This is a genomic window from Marinobacter orientalis, assembly GCF_004792665.1.
In the GTDB taxonomy this organism is placed as follows: domain Bacteria; phylum Pseudomonadota; class Gammaproteobacteria; order Pseudomonadales; family Oleiphilaceae; genus Marinobacter; species Marinobacter orientalis.
In genome coordinates this window covers 306771-332614 of sequence record NZ_SRZX01000001.1, presented here as the reverse complement: position 1 = coordinate 332614, position 25844 = coordinate 306771, and the positions used below count along the sequence as shown (strand labels likewise).

At 57.1% G+C, this 25844-nt stretch carries 23 protein-coding genes; 18 read left to right on the top strand and 5 right to left on the bottom strand.

Features of this window, described 5'->3' with window-relative positions:
• Window positions 1-8: 8 nt before the first annotated feature.
• The 10 genes from narI (at window position 9) to DIT72_RS01600 (ending at window position 11259) form a co-directional block, all read left to right on the top strand.
• Entirely contained in the window at window positions 9-686 is a 678-nt protein-coding gene (gene narI / locus DIT72_RS01645) for a respiratory nitrate reductase subunit gamma (RefSeq protein WP_135954695.1), read from the top strand.
• A 189-nt stretch (window positions 687-875) separates the two neighbouring features.
• Entirely contained in the window at window positions 876-1682 is an 807-nt protein-coding gene (locus tag DIT72_RS01640; RefSeq protein ID WP_135953461.1) for a peptidylprolyl isomerase, read from the top strand.
• 299 nt (window positions 1683-1981) lie between these two features.
• Complete coding sequence (locus DIT72_RS01635; protein WP_135953460.1) at window positions 1982-2731, top strand: Crp/Fnr family transcriptional regulator; 750 nt, start codon at window positions 1982-1984, stop codon at window positions 2729-2731.
• Between the two features lie 22 nt (window positions 2732-2753).
• Entirely contained in the window at window positions 2754-3155 is a 402-nt protein-coding gene (locus DIT72_RS01630) for a ribonucleotide reductase subunit alpha (protein WP_135953459.1), read from the top strand.
• A 212-nt stretch (window positions 3156-3367) separates the two neighbouring features.
• Window positions 3368-5473: a transcriptional regulator NosR gene (gene nosR, locus DIT72_RS01625; RefSeq protein WP_407657962.1), complete on the top strand. Its 2106-nt coding sequence runs from the start codon at window positions 3368-3370 to the stop codon at window positions 5471-5473.
• A 56-nt stretch (window positions 5474-5529) separates the two neighbouring features.
• Window positions 5530-7419 (top strand): TAT-dependent nitrous-oxide reductase, encoded by a 1890-nt coding sequence (nosZ, locus tag DIT72_RS01620; RefSeq protein ID WP_135953457.1) that lies wholly within the window; start codon window positions 5530-5532, stop codon window positions 7417-7419.
• A 232-nt stretch (window positions 7420-7651) separates the two neighbouring features.
• Complete coding sequence (locus tag DIT72_RS01615) at window positions 7652-8917, top strand: nitrous oxide reductase family maturation protein NosD (RefSeq protein ID WP_135953456.1); 1266 nt, start codon at window positions 7652-7654, stop codon at window positions 8915-8917.
• Window positions 8917-9849: an ABC transporter ATP-binding protein gene (locus DIT72_RS01610; RefSeq protein ID WP_135953455.1), complete on the top strand. Its 933-nt coding sequence runs from the start codon at window positions 8917-8919 to the stop codon at window positions 9847-9849. The genes DIT72_RS01615 and DIT72_RS01610 overlap by 1 nt, the downstream gene beginning before the upstream one ends.
• The gene (locus DIT72_RS01605) at window positions 9846-10676 is read left to right on the top strand and encodes an ABC transporter permease (RefSeq protein ID WP_135953454.1); all 831 of its coding nucleotides are present in this window, start codon (window positions 9846-9848) and stop codon (window positions 10674-10676) included. The genes DIT72_RS01610 and DIT72_RS01605 overlap by 4 nt, the downstream gene beginning before the upstream one ends.
• A 13-nt stretch (window positions 10677-10689) precedes the next feature.
• Window positions 10690-11259: a nitrous oxide reductase accessory protein NosL gene (locus DIT72_RS01600; protein WP_135953453.1), complete on the top strand. Its 570-nt coding sequence runs from the start codon at window positions 10690-10692 to the stop codon at window positions 11257-11259.
• Between the two features lie 161 nt (window positions 11260-11420).
• Here DIT72_RS01600 and moaA read toward each other — a convergent pair whose 3' ends face one another.
• A complete protein-coding gene (gene moaA / locus DIT72_RS01595) occupies window positions 11421-12413 on the bottom strand; it encodes a GTP 3',8-cyclase MoaA (protein WP_135953452.1) in 993 nt (330 codons plus the stop codon).
• A 366-nt stretch (window positions 12414-12779) separates the two neighbouring features.
• On the opposite strand from moaA, the gene DIT72_RS01590 reads away from it, so the two are divergent.
• Genes DIT72_RS01590 through DIT72_RS01580 form a run of 3 tightly spaced genes read left to right on the top strand, consistent with a single transcriptional unit; the run spans window position 12780 to window position 13883 of the window.
• Window positions 12780-12995 (top strand): hypothetical protein, encoded by a 216-nt coding sequence (locus DIT72_RS01590; protein WP_135953451.1) that lies wholly within the window; start codon window positions 12780-12782, stop codon window positions 12993-12995.
• Window positions 12996-13047: 52 nt separating this feature from the next.
• Window positions 13048-13416, top strand: a complete 369-nt coding sequence (locus DIT72_RS01585) for a YbaN family protein (protein ID WP_135953450.1) — start codon at window positions 13048-13050, stop codon at window positions 13414-13416.
• Between the two features lie 29 nt (window positions 13417-13445).
• Window positions 13446-13883, top strand: a complete 438-nt coding sequence (locus DIT72_RS01580; protein ID WP_135953449.1) for an RrF2 family transcriptional regulator — start codon at window positions 13446-13448, stop codon at window positions 13881-13883.
• A gap of 30 nt (window positions 13884-13913) precedes the next feature.
• Here DIT72_RS01580 and DIT72_RS01575 read toward each other — a convergent pair whose 3' ends face one another.
• Window positions 13914-15398, bottom strand: a complete 1485-nt coding sequence (locus DIT72_RS01575; RefSeq protein WP_135953448.1) for a WS/DGAT/MGAT family O-acyltransferase — start codon at window positions 15396-15398, stop codon at window positions 13914-13916.
• A 199-nt stretch (window positions 15399-15597) separates the two neighbouring features.
• On the opposite strand from DIT72_RS01575, the gene DIT72_RS01570 reads away from it, so the two are divergent.
• From DIT72_RS01570 to DIT72_RS01550, 5 genes are all read left to right on the top strand, one after another.
• The gene (locus DIT72_RS01570; RefSeq protein WP_135953447.1) at window positions 15598-16485 is read left to right on the top strand and encodes a bile acid:sodium symporter family protein; all 888 of its coding nucleotides are present in this window, start codon (window positions 15598-15600) and stop codon (window positions 16483-16485) included.
• Window positions 16482-16862: a CidA/LrgA family protein gene (locus DIT72_RS01565; RefSeq protein WP_135953446.1), complete on the top strand. Its 381-nt coding sequence runs from the start codon at window positions 16482-16484 to the stop codon at window positions 16860-16862. Before DIT72_RS01570 ends, DIT72_RS01565 begins: the two co-directional genes overlap by 4 nt.
• A complete protein-coding gene (locus DIT72_RS01560) occupies window positions 16855-17580 on the top strand; it encodes an LrgB family protein (RefSeq protein ID WP_135953445.1) in 726 nt (241 codons plus the stop codon). Before DIT72_RS01565 ends, DIT72_RS01560 begins: the two co-directional genes overlap by 8 nt.
• 71 nt (window positions 17581-17651) lie before the next feature.
• Window positions 17652-19691: a TonB-dependent receptor family protein gene (locus tag DIT72_RS01555; RefSeq protein ID WP_135953444.1), complete on the top strand. Its 2040-nt coding sequence runs from the start codon at window positions 17652-17654 to the stop codon at window positions 19689-19691.
• Between the two features lie 38 nt (window positions 19692-19729).
• The gene (locus DIT72_RS01550; protein WP_135953443.1) at window positions 19730-21088 is read left to right on the top strand and encodes a TrpB-like pyridoxal phosphate-dependent enzyme; all 1359 of its coding nucleotides are present in this window, start codon (window positions 19730-19732) and stop codon (window positions 21086-21088) included.
• Here DIT72_RS01550 and DIT72_RS01545 read toward each other — a convergent pair whose 3' ends face one another.
• Genes DIT72_RS01545 through DIT72_RS01535 form a run of 3 tightly spaced genes read right to left on the bottom strand, consistent with a single transcriptional unit; the run spans window position 21089 to window position 25843 of the window.
• Window positions 21089-23071: an alkaline phosphatase D family protein gene (locus tag DIT72_RS01545; protein WP_228260706.1), complete on the bottom strand. Its 1983-nt coding sequence runs from the start codon at window positions 23069-23071 to the stop codon at window positions 21089-21091.
• Window positions 23013-24557, bottom strand: a complete 1545-nt coding sequence (locus DIT72_RS01540) for a SpoVR family protein (protein ID WP_135953442.1) — start codon at window positions 24555-24557, stop codon at window positions 23013-23015. The genes DIT72_RS01545 and DIT72_RS01540 overlap by 59 nt, the downstream gene beginning before the upstream one ends.
• Window positions 24554-25843: a YeaH/YhbH family protein gene (locus DIT72_RS01535; RefSeq protein ID WP_206081061.1), complete on the bottom strand. Its 1290-nt coding sequence runs from the start codon at window positions 25841-25843 to the stop codon at window positions 24554-24556. Before DIT72_RS01535 ends, DIT72_RS01540 begins: the two co-directional genes overlap by 4 nt.
• Window position 25844 lies beyond the last annotated feature (1 nt).

Genomic DNA, 25844 nt, shown 5'->3' with positions numbered 1-25844 from the left:
CTGAAATGATGTCCTATCTCAATACACTGTTTTTCGGGGTTTACCCGTACATCGCCCTGGTCGTGCTGATCGTTGGCACCTGGGCGCGCTACGACCATGGTCAGTTCACCTGGAAAGCCCACTCCAGCCAGATGCTACGCAAGAAAAACATGGTCATGGCCAGCGTGCTGTTCCATGTGGGGGTACTGGTGATCTTCTTTGGCCACCTGGTTGGCCTGCTGACTCCTCATGCGCTCTATGAGCCGTTCATGACCCCGGGAACCAAACAGGTCCTGGCGATTGTGGTTGGTGGTATTGCCGGAGTAATGGCCATCATTGGTGGCGGGATGCTGGCCTGGCGCCGGCTGACCGACCCCCGCATCAAGGCCAGCAGCACCTTTGCGGACAACATGATCATCGTGATCCTGGTAGTGCAACTGGTGCTTGGCATGCTCACCATCCTGCCCACCATGGGCCACCTGGATGGCAGCACCATGCTCAAGTTCTCCGCCTGGGCCCAGAGCATCGTCACCCTGCAGGGCGGCGCGGCAGGCTACATTGCCGACGTAAACTGGATCTACAAGACCCACATCTTCCTGGGCCTGACCATCTTCGTACTGTTCCCGTTCACCCGCCTGGTGCACATGTTGAGCGTGCCGGTGGAGTATTTCGGGCGGAAGTATCAGGTGGTGCGCAAGCGGGCGTGATGGTGTGAACTGGGGTGACGGTAAATGTGTCGGATTACGCGTGGCGGGGCCACGCTAATCCGACCTACCCGAACCCGAAGCTCCAGCCGTAGGTCGGATTAGACGAAGTCGTAATCCGACAAAGCCCGGCACATGTAGGTCGGATTAGACAAAGTCGTAATCCGACAACCAGCTCAAAGGAAAACAGCCATGCAACTCATCCCAACAGGCGAAGCCGAAAAACCCAGAAACCAGTTTCCCCCGGTCTACGTGGGTGACACCCTCATCGGCGAAGACGACATCGCGCGGGAAATGCAGCACCACCCGGCCGAGGAAGTCGCCGAAGCCTGGCACGATGCCGCCAAGAGCCTTGTCATCCGCGAACTCCTTCTGCAACAGGCCACCCGCCTGCAACTGGACGACATTGCCGACGAAGAAGACCGCATCGCCAGTGTACTGGAACAGGAACTCAACGTACCCGACCCCAGCGAGCAGGACTGCGAACGCTTCTACGCCGCCAACCCCGGCCGCTTCCACAGCCCGACTCTGATGGCCGTCAGCCACATTCTCCTGGCAGCCGCCCCGGACGACGTCCAGGAGCGCCTCCGTCAGGAAGAGGCAGGAAGACAGCTCCTGTCCTCGCTCCTTGACGGTCGTGCCCAGTTCGCGCAACTGGCCAAACAATACTCAGCCTGCGAATCCCGCCACCAGGGCGGCAGCCTCGGCCAGATCAGCAAAGGCCAGACAGTAGAGGAATTCGAGCGCCCGGTCCTGACCCTCCAGGAAGGCCTGAACCCCGAACTCATCGAAACCCGTTACGGCTGGCACCTTGTACGTGTTGACCAGCGCATCGACGGCGAACAACTGCCTTACGAACACGTAAAGCCCCAGATCCGTCAGTACCTGAGCGAAAGCGTAACCAGGCGGGCGCTTCGTCAGTATCTGCAGGTGTTGGCTGCGGAAACCGGTGTGGAGGGTGTAGACATGGAAATACCTGATTCACCCCTGATGCAGTAGCTCCCAAACTGCGGCGGTCCGGTGGCTGACCTCCTTCCCAAAACTGTGCGGAGCCATGGATGGCGGAGCCCAAGCGTACATGGACGTATTCACAGCGTGTTTTGGGAAGGAGGTCAGCCACCGGACCGTGCTCCCCCGTAAAAAATGCGATTATCGCGCTACCCATATCCTTCTTTGAGCTAAGTCAATTACTCAGTAATAACCCCCCAACTACCCCCATCGGGGGAGCGATTTTCTCCTCGAGCCCCCTTAATATAAAACCAGATATGAAATGCATTAATAATGCAGGGGGGCAAAAAATGGTACTTTTACAAACCGCCGAAACACGCTACAGCAAACCGGTACTGGTGGCCGTCAACAAACCGATCGAAGAGGATGACCAGCTGGCTTCAATGCGCCAGCATCCGCTCTTTTCATCATTGACCGACGCCGACCTGACGGATCTGGTGCAACAGTCCAGGCGCCTGCGTCTTGGCCATCACCAGCTGCTCTATCGGCAGGACATGCCTGCCCACCACTTCTTTTTCGTGATATCCGGCCGGCTCCGCCTGTACCGCCTCGATGCCTCCGGAATAGACCGCACACTGGACAGTATTGCCCCCGGTGACTGCTTCGCCGAGGTCATGATCTACGCAGACCCGGCCAGATACGCCTGTTACGCCGAGGCACTGAAGTCCAGCGAAGTATTGATGATCCCGGTGAAGGTCTACCAGGATTTGCTGGAAAAAAGGCCCGAATACACCCAGGCCGCATTGCGCCATTATGCCAAGCGTGCCGTGGCACGCTTCCACGACCTGGAGATCATGACCATCCAGAGCGCCCGTGATCGCCTGATCCGTTACCTGATCGATCTTCTGCCGAGTGGCGCCGAAGAAGGTGGGGAAGTGGAACTGCCACTGCCCAAGTGTCTTGTGGCTTCGCGACTTGCCATGCAGCCGGAAACCTTTTCACGAATCCTGGCGGACCTGAAATCAAACGGGCTTGTGCGGGTTAACCGCAGCCGCTTGTTCATTTCCGACCCCGCTCGGCTGATCCAGCTCAGCCAGTAAGTATTCAAGACAGGAAATTCTGATGATCTCAAGCTACACCGATTTGCTCAAAGCCGCTGATGCCGAGCCCGCACCACAGCGCCTGCTGTTCGTATTCTGCCGCGCCGAATTACCGGACGATGCGTCGGAGGCCGAAAAGGCTGCCTTTGCCAACGGAGAAGGGGGCGCCCTGACCCCAGTGATTTGCGTGGACAAGTCACCTGATGAGGTCAGCGACTTCAGTGCGCTTGTTGAAGAGTCGCGCCAGACAGGCCAGGACTGGGATATGGTCTTTGTTGCCGCCATGTCCGGCCGTGGTGGTATGAAGCCTTCCTCTGACGAAGCACAACAACCGCTCACCATGATGGTGGAGTCTATCCGGCTGGGCCACCTTGGAAATTATCTGCCCTTGAACAGGAATGGCCAGGCTGTCGATCTGGGTTGATCGATCTCAAGAATTCATCTGAAGTTTTTGTTATATAGACAGTTTTTCGCATGGCAGCCCGCCACCAGTGAGAAATATCAAATATCCCGGAGCGCCAGGCTAATAGTATTTCCGCAGCGCCAGTCTTCTTTTTCATGCAGTTATCCCCAGGGGGTGTCGTGAGTTTTATCCAGCGTGCTGCCATATCGATTATCGGTCTGTTCTGTTTCGCAGTGGTTCCCTGGACGTCAGCCGTGGCAGCAGCTCCTCAGGAATACGAGCCTCTTGCCGCCCGTCAGGTGATCCAGAAGGCCTTCCCCTCTGTGGACGACATCTCTGCGCGGGAGGACAACCGCGCAATCCAGGAACTCCGCAGCGGAGATGAGCTTCTGGGTTACGCCTATCAGACCCTGGACTTTGTGCAGACGCCTGCCTATTCCGGCAAACCCCTGAACGCCGTGGTTGTACTCGACACCGAGGGCGAAATCCACGGCGCGCGGGTGATACACCACGATGAGCCGATTCTTCTGATCGGCATTCCCGAAATCAAGATGCATGAATTCACCGACCAGTACGTCGGCCTCAAGGCAGACCAGAGAGTCACGGTGGGCGGTAAATCAACCGAGCGCCGTACTGCGGTGGATGGGCTTTCGGGTGCCACGGTGACGGTGATGGTGATCAACGAGGTCATCATGAAAACAGCTCACCGGGTCGGTGCCGAGCTCGGGATGGTCAAAGGTGGCAGCGATTCCCGGCCACCGATGGCGGAACTCCGGACCGGTGAATTCCAGGACAAGAGCTGGGAAGAGCTGACCGGGGACGGCTCGATACGCCGGTTACTGGTGACCCGGGGACAAGTGGACGATGCCTTCGAGGGAACGGAAGCGGAAGGCATCGAAGAAGCCGCGCCGGGTGAGCGCGACGAGGCACTGATCGATCTTTACACCGGCTATCTGAATGTGCCCACCATCGGTAAGAACCTGTTGGGTGAAAGCCAGTACGAGTGGTTAATGTCCGAGTTGGAAGAGGGTGAACACGCCATCGCGGTAATGGCGAGCGGAGACTACTCCTTCAAGGGCTCTGGCTACGTACGTGGTGGTATTTTCGATCGCATCCAGATTCGCCAGTTCGGCGATACCTTCAATTTCCGCGATCTGGACTTCTATCGCCTGAGCGACGTTTATGCCGGGGGTATGCCGGATTTCTCCGAAATGGCGATCTTCGTCATTCGCCAGCAGTACAACTTTGACCCCGGTGCGCCCTGGTCGCTGGAACTTTCCATCAGGCGCCAGACCGGCCCCCTGGACAGCGAGTTTGCGCTATTCCCGCTGGAGTATCAGCTGCCGGACCAGTATTACACCCGGCCCGAGCCCCAGCTGACCGAGGAAGAGTGGCTGGAAACCCAGCCCATGTGGGTGCAGCTGTGGTATCAGCGCCAGTTCCAGATCGTTGTCCTGGGTATCGGAATTGGTGTTCTGATGTTTATCCTGTTCTTCCAGGACTGGCTGGTCAAAAAGCCCAGGGTAACCCGCTGGATACGCCATGCATTTCTGACCTATACCCTGTTCTTTATTGGCTGGTACGCCCTGGGGCAGCTGTCGATCGTCAACGTGCTGACATTCGTGAACAGTCTTATCAGCGGGTTCCGGTGGGAGACATTCCTTGTTGACCCGGTGATATTCATTCTCTGGGCAACGGTCGCGGGTATTGTTCTGCTTTGGGGCCGGGCTGTTTACTGTGGCTGGCTCTGTCCCTTCGGTGCGCTGCAGGAGCTGGTGAATGAAATTGCCCGCAAGCTCAAGGTGCCCCAGTACACCGTTCCGTTCGCCATTCACGAACGCCTCTGGGCCATCAAGTACATCGTTCTGCTGGTGCTGTTCGGAGTCTCGCTGGATTCCCTCGCCACTGCAGAAAAAATGGCCGAAATAGAGCCCTTCAAGACCGCCATCACCTTGCGCTTTGACCGCAGCTGGCCATTCGTTACTTACGCCCTGCTGTTGATCGTAGTGAATCTGTTCACCCGCAAGGTTTTCTGCCGTTATATGTGCCCTCTGGGCGCGGCACTTGCGCTGCCAACCAAGTTGAGAGTGTTTGACTGGCTGAAGCGTCGCAAGGAGTGTGGAAATCCCTGCCGGTTGTGTGATCACGAATGCGAGGTTCAGGCGATCCATCCGGACGGCACCATCAATTACCAGGAATGCCACTACTGCCTGGACTGCCAGATGACCTATTTCGACGACCATAAATGCCCGCCATTGATTGTGAAGCGACGCGGTAAGCGCCGTGGTCATAATGCACCGGGTCATCCGGAAAAGATTCCGGTCACCCAGGTGACATAAGAAAAGCAGTAAAAAGAAATGCAATACCGCCATTACCAACAACGGAGTTGGACGCTATGAAAAAGAAAGAAGAACTTGATAACAATGCACCGGACGAGAGCGGCCTGAGCCGACGTAAATTCCTGGGTGCAACTGCGCTGGCAGGCGCCGTAGGCGCTACGGGCCTCGGTGGCGCAGTGATGACGCGGGAGTCATGGGCCGCTGCGGTCAAGGATGCCAAGAACAAGTACCACGTTGCCCCCGGCGAGCTGGACGAATATTACGGGTTCTGGAGTGGTGGCCATCAGGGTGAGGTCCGTGTTCTTGGCGTGCCATCCATGCGTGAACTGATGCGCATCCCGGTTTTCAATGTGGATTCCGCCACCGGCTGGGGTATCACCAATGAAAGCAAGGAGATTCTCGGGGGCGACCGGCAGTACCTCAACGGTGACTGTCACCATCCCCACATCTCCATGGAAGACGGGCGTTACGACGGCAAATACCTGTTTATCAACGACAAGGCCAACAGCCGTATTGCCCGCATCCGTCTGGATATCATGAAGACGGACAGAATTACACACATCCCGAACGTACAGGCGATTCACGGGCTGCGGCTGCAGAAAGTACCCCGTACCAAGTACGTGTTCTGTAACGCGGAATTTGTCATTCCACACCCCAATGACGGCAGTGATTTCAGCCTGGAAAACAGCTACACCATGTTCACCGCCGTTGATGCGGACTCCATGGAAGTGGCCTGGCAGGTGATTGTGGACGGCAACCTGGATAACACCGACGCCGATTACACCGGCAAATACGCCGCGTCCACCTGCTATAACTCGGAAAAGGCGGCGGAGCTTGCTGGCACCATGCGCAACGACCGCGACTGGGTTGTGGTGTTCAATGTTGAACGTATCGAAAGGGCCGTTATCGCCGGTAATCACAAGACCGTTGGTGATTCCAAAGTGCCGGTAGTCGATGGCCGTGGCAAGTCTGAATTTACCCGTTACATCCCGGTTCCAAAGAATCCACACGGTCTCAATACGTCTCCGGACGGCAAATACTTTATTGCCAACGGCAAGCTGTCGCCGACCTGCTCCGTTATCCAGATCGACAAGCTGGATGACCTGTTCGATGACAACATCGAGCTGCGCGACACCATCGTTGCAGAGCCGGAGCTGGGCCTTGGGCCGCTGCACACCACCTATGATGGTCGTGGCAACGCCTACACCACGCTGTTTATTGACAGTCAGGTGGTGAAGTGGAACGTCGCTGACGCCATCAGGCATTATAACGGTGAAGACGTTAACTACATCCGCCAGAAGCTGGACGTGCATTACCAGCCCGGTCACAACCACGCCTCACTGACCGAGTCGCGGGATGCAGATGGCAAGTGGCTGGTAGTCCTGTCGAAGTTTTCCAAGGACCGCTTCCTGCCGGTAGGCCCGCTGCATCCCGAGAATGATCAGCTGGTTGATATTTCCGGCGAAGAGATGAAACTGGTTCATGACGGCCCGGCGTTTGCGGAACCGCATGACTGTATTCTGGTGCGCCGTGATCAGATCAGGACAAAGAAGATCTACGACCGCGATGATCCGCTCTTTGACAAGGCCAAGGCGCAGGCGGAGAAGGATGGCCTGACGCTTGAGTCTGCCAATGAGGTGGTCCGCGATGGCAACAAGGTGCGCGTTTACATGACCTCCGTGGCGCCGCAGTTCGGGCTGACGGAGTTCAAAGTCAGGGAAGGGGATGAGGTTACGGTGTATGTGACCAATCTGGACATGATTGAGGATGTGACGCACGGCTTCTGTATGGTGAACCACGGTGTGAGCATGGAGATCAGCCCGCAGCAGACTGCGTCGGTGACCTTTACGGCAGGTAAGCCGGGGGTTTACTGGTACTACTGCAACTGGTTCTGTCATGCGTTGCACATGGAGATGGGTGGTCGCATGCTGGTAGAAAAGGCCTGATTTTCTGCTGACTGATCCTGGGCTGGGGCTTCTTGGTTGAGGCCCCGGCCTTGGGGTTGGGAGTAGCAACCCAAGTGGAGAGACCTTTCCAAAACACGCTCCTTGCGGCACATCCATGTGACGCTTGGGCTACGCCATCCATGGCTCCGCACAGTTTTGGAAAGGTCTCTCCACTTGGATTGCCGCACTTTTGGTGCTGGCCTATTAATGTTTCTTCCCTAGAGAGAAGTTGATGATTCAAATTTTGCGTTATGGAGTGGCCCTGACAGTCGCTCTGTTATCGCTGACCGCCCACGCGGATCTGCAAAAACAGCTTGATGCACTGGAGCCCGGTGCTGTCTTTGAGCTTCCCCCCGAGAAACTCTCGCCGCTGGATATCCGCGTGCCGGGTGTGACGGTGTCCTGTCATGCTGACACCGTAATCGATGGCGGTGGTGAGGGTAACGCTATCGATATTCTGGCGGCGGAGGTGACGTTTTCCGGTTGTGAGGTGCGCAACTGGGGGGATGATCTGAATGAGCTGGATGCGGGGATTTTTGTGGCGCCGGAGGCCCGGGGGGCGGTGGTTGAGGATAACCGCTTGCAGGGGGCGGCGTTCGGGGTGTGGTTGGACGGGACCAGGGATGTGACGGTTCGTAATAACCACATCCGTGGGGATGCTGGTACCCGGTCGCAGGATCGGGGAAACGGGATCCATCTGTTCAATACCACCGGGGCGTTGGTTGAGGGAAATGACATAAGTCAGACCCGGGATGCGATTTATATTGAGACTGCCAATAACAACGAGATCCGTAACAATCTGATGACGGATCTGCGCTATGGCATTCATTACATGTATTCGATGCACAATCTTCTGGAGGGCAATGTCACCCGTGGCACGCGGACCGGGTATGCATTGATGCAGAGCAAGTATCTCACGGTGATCAACAACCGGTCCGAGAATGATGAGAATTACGGCATTCTGATGAATTTCATTACCAACTCCGAGTTGCGGGGTAATGTGGTAACGGGTGTTTCTCAGGGCCAGACGGCGGGAATTTCTATTTCCGGGGCCGAGGGTAAGGCGGTGTTTATCTATAACTCGCTGTACAACACCTTCGAGAACAATGTGTTCCGCGACAGCAATATCGGTATTCATCTGACCGCGGGTTCGGAAGAAAACGAGGTGTTCAGTAATGCCTTTGTGGATAACCAGCGCCAGGTGAAGTATGTGGCCACCCGTACCCAGGAATGGTCGAAGGAAGGGCAGGGTAACTACTGGAGTGATTATCTGGGGTGGGATCGCAATCAGGATGGTATCGGTGATGTGCCCTACGAGCCCAACGACAATGTCGATCGCCTGCTGTGGACCTACCCGGAAGCCAAGGTGCTGATGTTCAGCCCGGCTGTAGATACCCTGCGCTGGGTGCAGGATGCGTTTCCCGTGGTCAAAGCCGCCGGTGTCAGCGATTCCCACCCGCTGATGAGCCGGCCCGAATCCCTGCAACCGGAGTCCTGATGAGCTGTTTCCGACTTGAGAATGTGAGTTACCGGTACGACAAGGCACTGGTACTGAACGGCGTTGATCTGCGCCTGGAACCCGGGGAGATTCTCGGGCTGTTTGGTCACAATGGCGCTGGCAAAACCACCAGCATCAAGCTGATCCTGGGTTTGATGACACCGACCCAGGGCAGGGTGTCGGTGCTCGACGGTGAGGCGGGTAATTCCCACATCAGCCAGCACATCGGCTACCTGCCGGAAAACGTGATGTTCTACCCGCAGCTGACCGGTCGGGAAATCCTCAATCACTTTGCCCGGCTCAAGGGGGCGCCCCTGAGCCAGGTCCCGCAGTTGCTGGAACAGGTAGGCCTTGGTGATGCCATGAATGCACGGGTGAAAACCTACTCCAAGGGCATGCGCCAGCGTCTGGGGCTGGCCCAGGCACTGCTTGGCAAACCGAAACTGCTGATGCTGGACGAACCTACGGTGGGACTCGACCCGGTGGCAACCGCGGATCTGTACCGGTTGTTGCGCAGACTGCGTAACGAAGGCACCGGTATTGTGCTGTGTTCCCATGTGCTTCCGGGAGTAGAGCCCTACATTGATCGCGCGGCGATTCTTACCGATGGCGCGGTGAAGGCGGTAGGCGATCTGGCCTCACTGCGTCGGCAGGCAAATATGCCGGTGACCCTTTCCATCGAGCCGGCCAATGGTACATCGGCGTTGGAAAAAGCCATTGCCGGCGCCTCTGCCGGTAGCGGCCTGATCATCAAGAAGGACGATGGCCGCCTGCAAGTGGACGTACGCCCGTCGGAGAAAATGGCGCTGATTCAGTCCCTGCTGAATTCCGGGGAGGTTCAGGACCTGGGCATTTACCAGCCCACTCTGGAGGACGTATACGTGCACTTTATCGGCGCCGGTGGTCTGGCCCACCGTGGAGGTGGCCAATGAACAGCATCTGGACCATCGCTCGCAAGGAACTCAGTGACAGCCTGCGCAATCGCTGGCTGATTGCCATTGCCCTGGTGTTTGCCGTGCTGGCACTGGGCATCGCCTGGTTTGGCGCGGCCGCTTCAGGGCAGGTGGGTTATGCTTCCACACCCGCCACCATCGCCAGTCTGGCCAGTCTGGGCATTTTCCTGATACCCCTGATCGCGCTTCTGCTCGCCTATGACGCCATTGTGGGAGAAGAAGAAGGGGGCACACTGCTTCTGCTGATGACCTATCCCCTCAGCCGTGGGCAGTTGCTGTTCGGCAAATTTCTCGGCCATGGCCTGACGTTGGCGTTTGCCACGCTGCTCGGTTTTGGCGTCGCCGGCATCGCCATCGCCCTGCTGGTCGAGGATGTGGCCGTTGGTGCCCTGGCCGCCGCCATGTTCCGGTTTATCGTCTCCACCATCCTGCTGGGCTGGGGCTTTATTGCACTGGCTTACATGATCAGCGTGCGAGTCAGCGAAAAGCCCGTAGCCGCCGGCATGGCCCTCGGCATCTGGTTCTTCTTCGTGCTGATCTTCGATCTGATGCTGCTGGGCATTCTGGTGGCGAGTGAAGGCAAGCTCAGCCCCGAACTGCTGCCCTGGCTGCTCATGCTCAACCCCACCGACATTTACCGCCTGCTCAACATCGTCGCCTTCGGCGAGGGCGCCCAGCTAAGCGGCGTACTGAGCCTCGGCGCAGACCTTCCCATTGGCGCCAATGGGCTGTGGTTTGCCCTCGTGCTCTGGTTTGTTATCCCCCTCGCCGCTGCCTGGGCCCTGTTCCGCAGCCGCCGAATCTGACATGGAGATTTTCATGGCTACAGTCAATTTCAAGGTTTTGTCCGCAGCGGTGATGTTTGCGTTGTTACTGGCCGGTTGCTCCGAAACCGAAGAACAACTCACCGAAAAGCCGGACCCGGTCCATATCGAATCCGGCGATGAGTGTCACGTGTGCGGCATGGCCATAACCCGCTTCCCCGGCCCGAAGGGCGAAGCCATAACCGCCCGCGAGCAGCAGGTACACAAGTTCTGCTCCACCCGCGATATGTTCTCCTGGGCACTACAGCCCGAAAACGCCAGGCGGGACCACACCCTCTACGTTCACGACATGGCACAGACCGACTGGGAACACCCGGATGACACCGCCCTGATCGATGCCCGGGAGGCTTTCTTTGTGGTGGGGTCCGAGCGCACCGGAGCCATGGGGCCAACTCTGGCTTCGTTTGCCAGTGAAGAATCGGCCACAGACTTCGTACATGAATTTGGAGGGGAAATTGTCGCGTTCAAAGATGTGACAATGGATCATCTGACCCAGGACATGAGTCAGAATATGCCACATCAGAACATGGAGATGGCCAAACAGGAAGGTGGCCACGAACACTGAAGTTACATAAGCCCGGAGGTGGGTGAACCTTCCGGGATACGCTGTGAATACGTCCATGTACGCTCGACAAAATCATCCATGATTTTGACGATCCCGGAAGGTTCACCCACCTCCGGGCACTAACTCCGAGCTGGAAGTTCCAGGCGTTGACTCCCAGACCCTCAGCCACCAGTCATATTCATAAACCGGAGAATCTGAACATCCCCGTTAGTGGAAAAGTGATGCTTCTCCGGCTTCAGGTCCATGGCATTGATAATGGTCTCCCGGAGCTTGTCGTCTGTTACCGGGTTACCCCGCAGAACACGGCGAAGGTCCACGGAATGCTCGTTACCCAGGCATAGCAGGAGCCTGCCCTCGACGGTTACCCGTACCCGGTTGCAGGTAGAACAGAAATTGTGGGAGTGGGGAGAAATAAAGCCAACCCTGGTTGGGCTGTCCGGCATCCGGTAGTAACGGGCCGGGCCTCCGGAATCTTCGGTGGCCGGAATCAGTTCGTGATGCCTGCGGATGATGTCCCGCACTTCTTCGCTGGTACACAGAGCCAGCCCCCGATCGTGCTCGGAAATCTCGCCCAGGGGCATTTCCTCGATAAAGCTGATATCTATCTGCTTTTTACGGGCAAATTCAATCAGCTCGGGGATTTCCTCGTCGTTGCGCCCTTTCATCACCACAGTATTGAGTTTGATGCCGCGGAAGCCGGCCTCGCGGGCGGCATCAATGCCATCCAGCACCTGGCTGAGCCTGCCCGTACGGGTGATGTCTTGGAATTTCTCAGCATCCAGAGAATCGAGACTGATGTTAAGGCGATGCATTCCGGCCCGGCGCAGGGGTTCGGCCATGGTGGTCAACTGGCTGCCATTGGTGGTCATGGCAAAGTCCCCCAACCCATAGCTGCCGATTTCGTTGACCAGCTCCAGAATGTCCTTCCGAACCAGCGGCTCCCCTCCGGTAAGGCGAATCTTTTCAGTGCCAAGATCCACGAAATTACGGGCAACCCGGGCAATTTCTTCCAGGGTCAGAACCTGCTGGCGAGGAAGGAAGGTCATATCCTCTGCCATACAGTACACGCAGCGGAAATCGCAGCGATCAGTGACGGACAGGCGCACATAGTTGACGGTGCGGCCAAAACGGTCTGTCAGCTTGGCGTGGGGCATGGGTTATTCCTGTCCTTTGCTGTATGAGCTGTATGAGCTTTTAGTTTAGAGCGTAGCTCAATTATGGCAAATCAGCCTGTCAAATCCGATACCCCCGCGGGAGTATTCCCCTGCGGTTCCGCTAATGGACCGCCCGCTCGGCGCTGGACAGGGCCAGCTTTTCTCTGGTTTTAAGATATATGTGAAAAGAATCAAAAAGAGGCCGCTGGCTGGTTTTTGCATCTTCCCCCGGAGCTGGCCATAGAGTGATATCTCTCATTCTCACCGCAGATAACGCTCTATGCGGGATTTCTCTGCGCGTGTTGAAATTGCGGCCAGTTGGTAATATATTAAAGATGTATTTTAAATAATTTAATGGAGGAGGCAATGGAAAAGCTGCTCGGGTTTTCAAATAGTGCTTTGCTTGCTTCAACCGGCGGGTTGCTGGTCACTATTCTGCTCGCCTACCCGTTTGCCAGTGTCTTACCCATGGCAGGGCAGATTGTGGCTCACATCGGAACCCTGTTATTTGCAACCGGGATCAAGGTTTCTTACGTCGCCCGGCTGGTCTCGCTGAAGCAGTTGGGAAGACCTGTACATTGATTACAGGTAGAATAACGACATAGGTTGCCGTCATTCTCGAGAGAAGATGCCAATGATTTCCGTGTCCGGAAGAACCGGTTTCAGAATCCTTGCGTATACAAGTATCGCATTAGCTGCTATCGGTGTTGTCCTGCCATTATTGCCGACCACACCGTTTGTTTTGCTTGCTGCCTGGGCAGCAGGCAAGGGCTCGCCCGCTTTTGCTGCCTGGCTTGAAAATCACGAGACTTTCGGGCCGGCAATAGAAAACTGGCGTCTCAGGCGCGCGATTCCTGCGAAAGCAAAATGGTTAGCCTGTCTGATGCTATGTGTGAGCTGGTCTGTACTGTTTATCAGCAGCGCAGCCCCGATGGTCCTGGCGACGACAGGTCTGATGTTTTTTGGCCTTGCCTGTTATCTCTTAACGCGTGCTTCGTGCTAACGATGCATCTGTAGTATTGGAGTTGATGAATGCATATCACTCGCTACACCGATTATTCCATGCGTGTTCTGATCTACCTGGCGGTGCGGGGTGACGAACTGGCAACCATTCAGGAAATCGCAGAGAGCTACGACATCTCCAGGAACCACCTGATGAAAGTCGTTCACCAGCTCAACAAAAAGGGCTACATCGAGACGGTCAGAGGCAAGAAGGGCGGTATGCGGTTGCGAATGGCGCCAGCTGAGATCAACGTTGGTATTCTGGTGCGGGAAACCGAACAGGATCTCAACATCGTTGAATGTTTCTCATCCAGAAATGCCTGCCGGATAACGCCTGTGTGTGGTTTGAAATCCATGTTTGGCGAAGCGCTTACCGCTTTCCTGGAAACGCTGGACAAGTATACCCTGGCAGATGTAATCCAGGATCAGCATCGGCCTCAGTTGCTCAGGCTGTTACAGATTGCATGAAACCCTGCCAGTCACCAGAAAGATGGCTGGTCAGGCTTCAGGTGTATCTTTTTTGCGCGGAGCTTTTCTGGCCCGGGTGGCTGATTTCGCTTTTCCGGGCGCAGTTCCGGACTTGCCCGGCGGAAGCAACACCAGGCTCTCAAGCTCATCCAGTGCCTCACCGGTGTATACCGCGAGTTTCTGCATGCTTGGCAATGTGTCGCGACAGCCTGTGAAGCCAAAATTCAGCGAGCCGGCATAGCTCAGGCAGGTGATGTTAAGTGCACCACCATGGGCAATCAGCGACACCGGATACATAGCCTCCAGTCGCGCTCCTTCGTAATACAGTGTTTCTTCCGGGCCAGGCACATTGGAAATGGTAACATTGAACACCGGTCGCATGCGCCCGCCCAGGCCTGACATCAACTGCAGAATGTAAGGTGACATCAACAGCATGGTGTACTGGGTCAGCGCCTTGCGGGGCAGTTTCTGCAGATGTTGTTTGGCTCGTCGCGTGGACTGCTTGATGTTCTGTAACCGGGTAAGCGGATCGGCTTCATCCGTGGCCAGAGACGCAATCATGAAGCTGATCTGGGTGCCGGTGCCCTGATCGTCCGACGGCCTGATATTAACCGGGATGCCGGCCGTCAGTGGCGCGTCCGGCAAGCCGTCCTGCTCCAGGAGAAAACGTCGAAGGGCGGTGCCGCAAAGGTAAAGCACGATATCATTCAGCGAGCCGTTAGTGGCCTGGGAAACCGCCTTTATACGTTCAAGCTGGTAGTGTTGCGTGGCAAAACGACGCTGGCCGGTCACCCGGTGGTTGAGGGGTGATACCGGGCCGGCAAAGGGGGCTGTGAGGCCATCTTCCGGGTGCCGTGCCGAATGGAGCAGGCGGTTCATGGCGCCCAGAAGGCGCGGAGCCATGTCGGCCTGCAGCTTCAGCGCGTCCATCGCCTGTGAGACCGCGGCCGGGACACTGGCTTCGGTGTCGGTTTTGCTGCCGCGGGTACGCTCAGGGCGCACCGACCAGGGAGGCAGCATATTGATTTCGCCCGGGTCCGTGCTCAGCACCCGCTGCATCAAGCGGACACCGCTGATGCCATCAATCATCGAGTGGTGCATCTTGGTGTACAGGGCAAAGCGATTATTCTCCAGGCCCTCAATGATGTGGCATTCCCACAGAGGGCGGGCAAAATCCAGCGGATTGGAGTGCAGCCGGGACACCAGGATGCCCAGCTCGCGCTCACTGCCAGGGCGGGGCAGAGCTGAATGGCGAACGTGGTAATCCAGGTCCAGCTTCTTGTCGACTTTCCAGGATGGCGCCACCAAGCGGCCCAGAAAGCTTGAGAATGCCAGCTTGTAACACCAGGGTGGTGCGATATCGGCGTCAGCCTTCATGCGGGCGAGCATGTCTCTCAGAAAGGTTTCCGGCGCATCTTCCGGCAGCGAAAAAATCTGCAGGTTGCCAACGTGCATTGGCGTATCTTCCGACTCTACTGCCAGCCAGGATGCATCCAGTGTTCCCAGGCGTTTCATTCCTTGTCCTCTTGCATATTGAACAGCCGGACTGCACGTCAAACTGCGTTTGGAATCGCATAGTTGTTGTTCGCAAGTATACGCAACAACAGGGATAATCACACGACGAACGAAGCGAAAGGTTTCACTTTTTTTGTTTCGCCTGTGCTATTTTCTTTAGCTGACCAACGTCATTAAAACAATAATCCGTGGAGGCGCAGTGGAGTCCAGTCCCCTGATTTCTGCAGGGCTGCCGATTGCCCTGTTCATCATCATGATCGGTATCGGAATGACCCTGACAGTCAGGGATTTTCGTCAGGTGGCCGTTTATCCAAAAGGCATGATTGTGGGGACGCTTGCCCAGATCCTGCTGATGCCGCTGATTGCTTTTGCGCTGGCTTCCATGCTTGATCTGTCCCCCGCCATCGCAGTGGGCCTTGTGATTATCGCGGCCTGCCCCGGTGGCACCACCTCCAACCTGTTTGTGTTGCTGGCACGGGGGAATATCGCCCTGTCGATTGTGATGACGGTGACCGCCAGTCTCATTACCATCGTCACCCTTCCGTTGCTGACCAATTTTGCTCTGCAGTTATACGCGGGCACTGAAGAATCCATCGCTCTGCCGGTGGGCCGCACCGTCGGCATGCTGATTGGTATCGTGTTGTTCCCGGTTGCTGTGGGCATGGTTTTCCGCACCCGCGCGCCAGCGCTTTCCCGAAGGGCAGAAAGTGCGGTGAGTGTGTTCGGTGGGGTGGTTCTTGCGCTGTTGGTGGTGGGGCTGGTCTGGGGTGTACGTGACCAGATCTGGGATCTGCTCCGCCAGGCCGGGCCGGCAACACTGTTGCTGAACCTGGCCGGAATTTTTCTGGGGCTTCTGGCGGGTCGGGCCGCCGGGCTGACCCAGCGTGAGTCCATCGCTGTTGCCGTGGAGCTTGGCATCAAGAACAGTACCATCGCCTTGCTGGTGACCCTGACCCTGCTGGAATCCAGCGCCATGTCGATCCCGGCGGCGGTATATGGCGTACTGATGTTCCCCATAGGCTTTGTGCTGGCAGCCTACGGCCGGAAGATCATTCCTGCTCCGATGATTGCGAAACCTGCATCATGAACTTTCTCAACGGAATGACTCTGCTGCTGGTCTATCAACTGGCAGGTGAGGTCACCGTTCGCCTTCTGGCGGTTCCCATCCCCGGGCCGGTGCTGGGCATGGTGATGCTGTTTCTGACCCTGATGATCCGGGGCCGCACTCCGGAGCCGCTGCAGAATGCCTCAACGGCTCTGCTCAGCCATCTTTCCCTGCTGTTTGTACCGGCTGGTGTCGGCATGATGGCCCATTTTGACCGGATTGCGGATGAATGGCTGCCGATCACCCTGGCGCTGTTTTTCTCCACCATCATTACCATGGTGGCCACCGCAGGCATTATGCAGGTGACAACACGCTGGTTTGCCCGGCGGCAACAGGGGGGAGATCAGGCCGATGAATGAGCCAGCCATCCGCGATATCTGGGTTTATCTTTCTACCTCACCACTGCTTGGGCTGACCATAACGCTGGTCGCCTACGGCCTCGCCTATCGGCTGTATCTGAAATCCAATTCCAGCCCGCTGGTCAATCCGGTGGTGACGTCGGTGGCGATGCTGATCGCCGTTTTGATGGTTACCGGCACCTCCTACAGCGAATATTTTGAAGGCGGGCAGTTTGTTCACTTCCTGTTGGGGCCGGCTACTGTGGCGCTGGCGGTGCCACTGTATGACCAGTTTTCGCGGCTACGCCAGCTATGGTTGCCAGTGACGATTTCCCTGGTCTGCGGCGTGGTGATTGCAGCGGGCAGCTCAATCGGGCTGGCCTGGCTGCTTGGCGGCTCCACCGAAATCCAGATGTCACTGGCGCCAAAATCCGCAACGGCGCCCGTCGCCATGGGTATTTCGGAAACCATCGGTGGCATTCCCTCCCTGACGGCCGTATTGGTGGTGGCAACCGGTATTGTCGGGGCGGTGCTCGGCACCAAACTTTTCGAATGGATGCGCATCACCGATGACAGCGTGAAAGGCATCGCCATGGGTGTGGCGGCTCATGGCATCGGCACGGCCCGGGCGTTTCAGGTCAGCTCCCAGATGGGTGCTTTCTCCGGACTGGCGATGGCACTGTCGGCATTTGCAACAGCCCTGATCGTGCCATGGCTGGTGGATCTGATCGGGATTTAAAGGTAATAACCGGATAGAGTCGAGGGGGTAAGGTGATAGTTATCAGGACGTCTTTAGGTATCTGTTCAGCAATGGCGATAGCCATTGCATCAACCATTACCGCTGCACAGGAAAACACGGAATCAACGGAAACGGTCATTGAGGTGACATCGCCTCGGCTGGTGCGGGATCTCTACGACACGCCTGCTGCCGTTTCCGTTATTAACGCTCCGGATATTCAGCAGGGCCAGCAGCGACTTCAGCTGGATGAGTCTCTGGATACCGTTCCCGGCCTGTTTTTCCAGAACCGCTATAACTTCGCCCAGAACCTGCGTCTGTCCACCCGTGGCTTTGGTGCCCGGGCGCCGTTTGGTATTCGCGGTATCCGTATTCAGGTGGACGGTATTCCCTATACGCTCCCCGACGGCCAGTCCCAGATCGACGCGGTGGACCTGGATTCCGCGCAGCGCATCGAGGTGATACGAGGGCCATCATCAGTCCAGTATGGCAACGCCTCCGGCGGCGTGATCGATATCACCACCGCCCGAGGGGATGATCAGCCGCCAGGGACACGGCTGCGCCAGGATGTGGGGAGTGACGACTATTACAAGACGACGGTGCAGGCCAACGGAAGCCAGGGGGGTACCAGCGGTATCGCGACCATGTCGTGGCTCAACTACAACGGTTACCGGGATCAGAGCGAGGTTGAAAAAGGTCTTTTCAATAGCCGTCTCTCCCATGAATGGGGAGAAGGGGACCGGTTAACGGCGACTTTCAATGCGCTGCACACGCCGAAAGCGGAGGATCCTGCAGGCCTCACTGCGGCACAAGTGGAGGAAGACCGTCGTCAGGCTACCACTAACGCTGAGAGGCTGGACTCGGGGCAGGAGGTTGATCAGCAGACGCTCGGTCTGCTGTATGAAACCCCTGGGGTTGGTGCCGGTGATCTGACCGTCAGCACCTTCTTTACCCGTAGGGACTTCGCCCAGCAGCTGCCGTTTCCCGGTCCTAGCGGGATCGCCTATGACCGCCAGTTTTACGGCATCAGTTCCGATTATCAACAGCACAGTGAAGTGGCTGGTCTCCCGCTCACCTGGCTGGTAGGCGCCGACCTCCATCGCCAGGTTGATGAACGTCGTCGATACCGGATTCGACCGGATGGTGGTGTCGCTGAACAGATTCAGGAAGAAACCCAGAACGGTACTACCGCCGCCGTATTTGCTCAGGGAGACCTGGCGATAACCGATCGTTTCAATTTCTCCCTCGGTACCCGGTTCGATCGCCTCAGACTGTCGATAGATGACGACTTTCTGGATGATGGGGACGATTCCGGCAGCCGAACTTTCGATGAGCTGAGTGGCTTTGCCGGCGTCAGTTACCGCATGGCCCCGCGCCAGCAGGTTTATGCGACTATTGGTACCGCTTTCGAGGCACCCACCTTCACCGAATTTGCCAACCCGGATGGCAGCGGTGGTTTTAACCCGGATATTGAACCGCAGCAGGCCCTTAACCGGGAAATAGGGGTCCGCGGTGGCTTTGGAGAGGGGTTCAGTTATGATCTGGCGCTGTTTTCGATACGCGTTGATGACGAACTCCTGCCGTTTGAGGAGGACGTCAATATTGATGGTGTTACCACCAGCCGCACTTTCTATGAGAATGCCGGTCGCACCCAGCGCAACGGTGTTGAGTTAGGCCTGAGCTGGGATATTTCCTACGCCTGGCGGATAACCAGTGCTCTGACCCTGGCGGATTACACCTTCGAGGACTTCGTAGACGAGCAGGGCAACGATGCCGATGGCAACCGTTTGCCCGGATTGCCCCGTGAACAGTGGGTGACCGAAGTGGAATGGAAAGGCCAAGGGCAGCGTTTCGCTGCTCTGGAATGGCAATACGTTGGCGACCTGTACGCTGAGAACTCCAACCAGACCAAAGTCCCTGATTACTGGTTATTCGGAGTCCGGGCGGGCGATATGGTCCGCTTCGGGGCCCAGAGCCTGAACCTGTATGGCGGTGTTCGCAATCTGCTGGATGAGGACTATTTCAGCAATATCCGCATCAACGCCAACAGGGGAGCGTTTTTCGAACCGGCGCCAGGAAGAACTTTTTATGCCGGCCTGGAATGGGTATTCTGAAGGCCGATAACAACGCAAACTCCAGGGTATTCATAATCATGCAAACAAAGTTTCTTCTTGAAGAAAGCCAGATGCCGAAGTACTGGTACAACCTGCAGGCGGATTTTCCGGAGCCGCTACCGGCGGTGCTTCACCCCGGCACCCAGCAGCCGGTCGGGCCGTCTGACCTCGAACCGCTGTTTCCCATGTCGTTGATTGAACAGGAAGTGTCCACCGAGCGGGAAATCGAGATTCCGGAGCCAGTGCGCGATGTCTACAAGCTGTGGCGCCCGGCTCCGCTATACCGGGCCCATCGTCTCGAAAAGGCGCTTGGCACGCCGGCAAAGATTTTCTACAAGTACGAGGGTGGAAGCCCTGCCGGCAGCCACAAGCCCAATACCGCGATCCCCCAGGCGTTCTATAACCGCGAAGCCGGCATTCGCACTCTTACCACGGAAACCGGCGCCGGCCAGTGGGGCACCTCGCTGTCATTTGCAGGCTCCCTGTTTGATCTGGACGTAACGGTTTTCCAGGTACGGGTTTCCTACAACCAGAAGCCCTACCGCCGTGCAGTGATGGAAACCTATGGGGCAAAATGCGTGGCTTCCCCATCGGAGCTGACTGAATTCGGGCGTAAAGTTCTGGCGGCGAGTCCGGACCATACCGGCAGCCTCGGCATTGCCATTTCCGAGGCGGTGGAACTGGCGGTGCAGGATCCGGATACCAAGTATGCCCTCGGCTCGGTGCTGAACCACGTACTGCTGCACCAGAGCATCATTGGCCTGGAATCCATGCAGCAGATGGAGATGGCGGATTGCTGGCCCGATGTTATCGTGGGCTGCACCGGCGGTGGTTCCAACTTTGCGGGCATTGCCTTCCCGTTCATGGGCCACGCGCTGCGAGGTGGACAGAAATCCCGGATTGTTGCGGTAGAGCCCTCGGCCTGCCCGACCCTGACCCGTGGCAAGTACGCCTACGATTACGGCGATACCGCACACATGACGCCGCTCACCAAGATGCATACCCTGGGATCCGACTTCACCCCGCCGGGATTCCATGCCGGTGGCCTGCGTTATCACGGCATGGCCCCCATGGTGTCCCACGCCATGGAACTGGGTCTGTTTGAGGCCGTTTCCTACACCCAGCGCGAATGCTTCGAGGCTGGCGTGCTGTTCGCCCGCAACGAAGGCATTGTGCCGGCACCGGAAGCCAATCACGCGGTCAAGGGAGCCATTGATGAGGCCCTGCGCTGCAAGCGGGAAGGCAGGGAAGAGGTAATCCTGTTCAACCTGTGTGGCCACGGCCATTTTGATATGGCGGCCTACACGTCGTATTTTGCCGGTGATCTGAGCGATTATGAATACGATGAGCAGGAACTGGCGATGGCGCTGTCCGGCCTGCCGTCGGTCAATACCTGATCAGTCGTCGTTCCGCTGCTGGAATATGGTACCCCCGCCGCCGGCGTTCAGTTGTCGGATGGCGGTCGGTGCACCCTCATCATCAAGTCTCAGATCTCCGATCCCCGAGTGATTCCAGAGTCGCTCGCCGGCGTCCCGGCCCTCGGGCAGCCTGGGAGAAACCCACATCCGCCGCCTTTTGGTGAACCAGTTCAGCGGAGACCATGGCGCATACAACCAGCGATTGAGGCGGTCCAGCCATTCCAGCAGGGAGGTGGGAAACTCGTTCTTGATACCGCTACTGGTGATCTGCCAGACGTGGGGTCCGTTGCTTTTGTGGCGAAGCCTCACGTCGTAGGCGAAGGAATAGTGTACATCCCCGGACAGGATCACAAAGTGGCGCGGGGTTCTGGTATGCCCAAAGATATTGAGCAGCACGCTGGCTGCTCCCCGGTGTGCCATCCAGTTTTCCGCGTCCACCAGCAGCGGCTTGCCAATGAAGGTAAATACCTTCTGGATCATCTCGATCAGCTTGACACCGAACATCGGTGGTGGCGAGACCACAACCACGGCGTCCTCCCCCATGATTTCCTGTTGAAAATCGGTCAGTGATTCCCAGTCCATCAGTCCGGAAGGGTGACTCCGGCGAATCTCGCTTCGCCACCTGTGGGTGCGTGTATCCAGCACGACAAGCTTGGGTGAGGTCGGCAGGCTGTAGTGCCAATGGTCAAAATCGAGCAGCTGATCGATCAAAGTGTCCTGGGTTTTCTTGTCCAGTTCGTGCTGCTTTTTGTCGGCATCAAACAGCGCTTGGCACTGGCCGATGAGGTCTGTGAACGTTGCAGGCTGATTGCCCCACCCCTGGCACAGAAGATAAGCCAGCAACGCATTGCCGATGATGCGCCGGGAAAAAGGATGCGCGTAGGCAGTGGTCTCCCATAGCGCGGAGAGGTTCCAGTCGTCAGTAACGTCGTGATCATCAAAGACCATATACACCGGCAGGTTGGCAAGCGCCCGGGCGGCCTGTGGAAGACTGTCGCGAAAGCCATCGAGGGCGACCTGTTCTTTACGGTAAAGGGCCAGTTCCTCCGGCATATTGACCGGTTCAGAATTTGTGACCAGGGCCCAGGGTTCCGGTGACCAGACCAGCAGATACATGGCCATCATCTCGGCGAAAGAGATCAGGTGATTGCCGGCGTTGGCGGTGGTAAATACCGGTTTGCGGACGCCACCAAAGAAACGCTCGGTCAGGTCTTCATTGGATTCGGATTCCGGTAGCAGGGTCTGCCGGTGATAGTAGGCTTTCTCCATCGACGTCAGTTCACGGCTATGCCTGATAGAGGCGCCTTCCAGCGTTTCCTGATAGAGGCCAAGCTGGTGAATGACGCACTGAATGGCATGTAGCATCGGGCCTGCGACATCGTCGGCATAGACCTGATCGCCGGTCAGCAGCAGCAGGGACGGAACGTCTGCCAGTTGTTCTGCCTGGTGTAATTCCTCATCAACCCGCACCAGTCCGTCGCGGGCAGGATGGTGGGGCCTTCGGCAGGAGCCATGGAGAATGCGGTCCAGTTTTGATTTCAGGGTAAAACCCGGACGAGTCCTGCCTTCTGGACAGAGATGGGGAGCCCAGTCCCGGATCCATGTCGGGGATTGCACCTCATCGCTGGCCAGTCCGAGGTCATAGTCAAGCCGGGTATCCCGGGGCAACGGAGAGTCGGGTTCGATGGCCAGGAGATTCAGCCACGCCCGGGTACCAATCCTGAGCCGGATAATCTCGTGAGGGTTCACCGTCCTGTCCAGCAGAGCTTTCTCTCCATCGAAGAGCCGGACAGAAACCGCTAATGGCGCGCTGGTCGCCAGCCAGAGAACCAGTGATGAAGGCGAGACATGCCGCAAAACCGGACCGGCCAGAACCGGCCCGGGTACGCCATCGGATTCCAGGTCAGTCCTCCTCGAACTCTCTGGGTGGGCAATGGCATGCTTCGACAACGGCTCCGTCATCCACACTTTCCAGATGCACATCAAAGCCCCACAGCCGATGGACATGGCGCAGGACTTCTTCGGTGTCCTCACCCAGCGGTACCCGGTCCACGGGAATGTGCCGCAGGGTGAGAGAACGGTCACCACGTACATCCACATTCCATACCTGGATGTTGGGCTCGCGATAGCTGAGGTTGTACTGCCGCGCCAGCTTCTCCCTGAGCGCCCGGTAACCCGGATCGTCGTGGATCGCAGTGATGCGGTACACATCTTCTTCATCATCGTTCTGGATGGCAAAGAATTTCAGGTCGCGCATGACCTTGGGGGACAGGAACTGCTGGATGAAGCTTTCGTCCTTGAAGTTCTTCATGGCGAAATGCAGGGTTTCCACCCAGTCCGTACCGGCAATGTCCGGGAACCATTCCCGGTCCTCGTCGGTCGGGTTCTCGCAGATGCGACGCAGGTCGGTGAAGATGGAAAAGCCCAGAGTGTAGGGGTTTATGCCTGAATACCAGGGGCTGTCAAATGGTGGCTGATAGACCACCGCGGAATGGCTCTGCAGGAACTCGAGCATGAAGCCGTCGTTCACCAGGCCCTTGTCGTACATGCGGTGCAAAAGGGTATAGTGCCAGAAGGTGGCCCAGCCTTCGTTCATTACCTGGGTCTGTCGCTGGGGGTAGAAATACTGCGCCAGCTTGCGCACGATGCGAATCAGTTCCCGTTGCCAGGTTTCCAGTAGCGGTGCATTTTTTTCAATGAAGTAGAGAATGTTCTCCTGGGGCTCTTCCGGGTAACGCTGCCTGCGCCTGATCGGGTCTTCATCATCCTCCATTTTTGGAATGGTTCGCCACAGGTCATTGAGCCGGCGTTGCTGGTACTCTTCCCGTTCTTTTTGCCGGCGCGCTTCTTCCGCAGCGGAAATGGGCGCGGGGCGTTTGTAACGGTCGACACCGTAATTCATCAGCGCATGGCAGGAGTCCAGAATCTGCTCGACCGCATCCACGCCATGACGCTCCTCGCACTCGGCTACGAAATCACGGGCGAAGACCAGGTAATCGATAATGGCACTGGCATCTGTCCAGGTGCGGAACAGGTAATTACCCTTGAAAAAAGAATTGTGACCATAAGAGGCATGGGCAATCACCAGTGCCTGCATGGGCAGCGTGTTTTCTTCCATCAGATAGGCGATGCAGGGGTTGGAGTTGATCACAATCTCGTACGCCAGCCCCATCTGGCCCCGCTGGTAGCCTTTGGAGGTCGACAGGAATTGCTTGCCGAAGGACCAGTGGTGGTAACCCACCGGCATCCCCACGGAACTGTAGGCGTCCATCATCTGCTCGGCACTGATCACTTCCACCTGGTTGGGATAGGTGTCCAGCCCGAACTCTGCCGCACACCTGGCTATTTCCTCGTCGTATTTTTCAAGCAGCGGGAAAGTCCACTCGGAACTGGTGGAAATCGGTTCCCGGGTTTTGGGCTCGTTGGGTCTGTCCATGGTGTCGGTCATGCGGCTTTCCTCTCGAACAACTGACGGAAGACCGGATAGATTTCACCGGGGTCGGCGATCTGCTGCAGGGCAAAGCTCTGGGGGAATTGCTCCTGGATCTTCTCGTACTCGTACCACAGCATCTGGTGATCCTGGGGGGTGATCTCCACATAGGCGTAATACTGCACCAGCGGCAGGATGCTGTCGGCCAGCAACTTGCTGCAGATGGGAGAATCATCGTTCCAGTTGTCGCCGTCCGATGCCTGGGCTGCGTAGATATTCCATTCAGAGGGAGAGTAGCGGGACTCAATGATCTTGTGCATCAGTTTCAGAGCACTGGAAACGATGGTGCCGCCAGTCTCCCTTGAATAGAAGAATTCTTCCTCGTCCACTTCCTTGGCGCTGGTGTGGTGGCGGATAAAGACCACTTCGATCTTCTTGTAGTTCTTCTTCAGGAACAGGTACAGCAGAATAAAGAAGCGTTTGGCAATGTCCTTGTGCATCTGGGTCATGGAACCGGACACGTCCATCAGGCAGAACATCACCGCACTGGTGGCCGGTTGTGGCTGCTTCAGGTGCTGGCGGTAGCGCAGATCAATCTCGTCGATAAACGGGATGCGACGGACATTGGCCTTGAGCTCGGCTATCTCATCTTCCAGTGCCTTGATCTGTTCCTCGTGGCTGAAGGCCGGATCCAGATCTTCGGGCGCACTCTTCAGCGCCGCCAACTGCGCCTCCATCTCACGGATCTTCTTCTTGCGGGCACCACCGAGCCCGAGCCGCCGCGCATGGGCACCTCTTAATGAGCGCACTACATCCAGCTTGGCGGGGACGCCCTGGGTGGAGAAACCGGAGCGAACGTACTTGAACGCCTCGGTATCTTTCAGCTTCTTGCGGGCCAGATTGGGCAATTCCAGGTCATCGAACAGAAAATCCAGGAATTCTTCCTGGGTGATCTGAAAGGCAAATTCGTCCATGCCTTCACCATCCGGGCTGGCCTGGCCCTGACCCTGGCCCTTTCCACCACCGCTCTGGGGCTTGGGCACGGTGTCACCCGTCACAAACTCCTTGTTACCGGGGTGTACTACCTCGCGTTTGCCACCCTGGCCGTGATGAAAGATCGGCTCGTCAGTATCCCGGGAAGGGATACTGACGTTCTCACCGCGTTCAATATCTGTGATAGAGCGACGGTGAACCGCATCCGCAACCGCTTTCTTGATGTGGTGGCGATAGCGGCGCAGGAACCGTTCCCGGTTTACCGCGCTCTTGTTTTTACCGTTCAGTCGCCGGTCGACTACGTGGGTCATA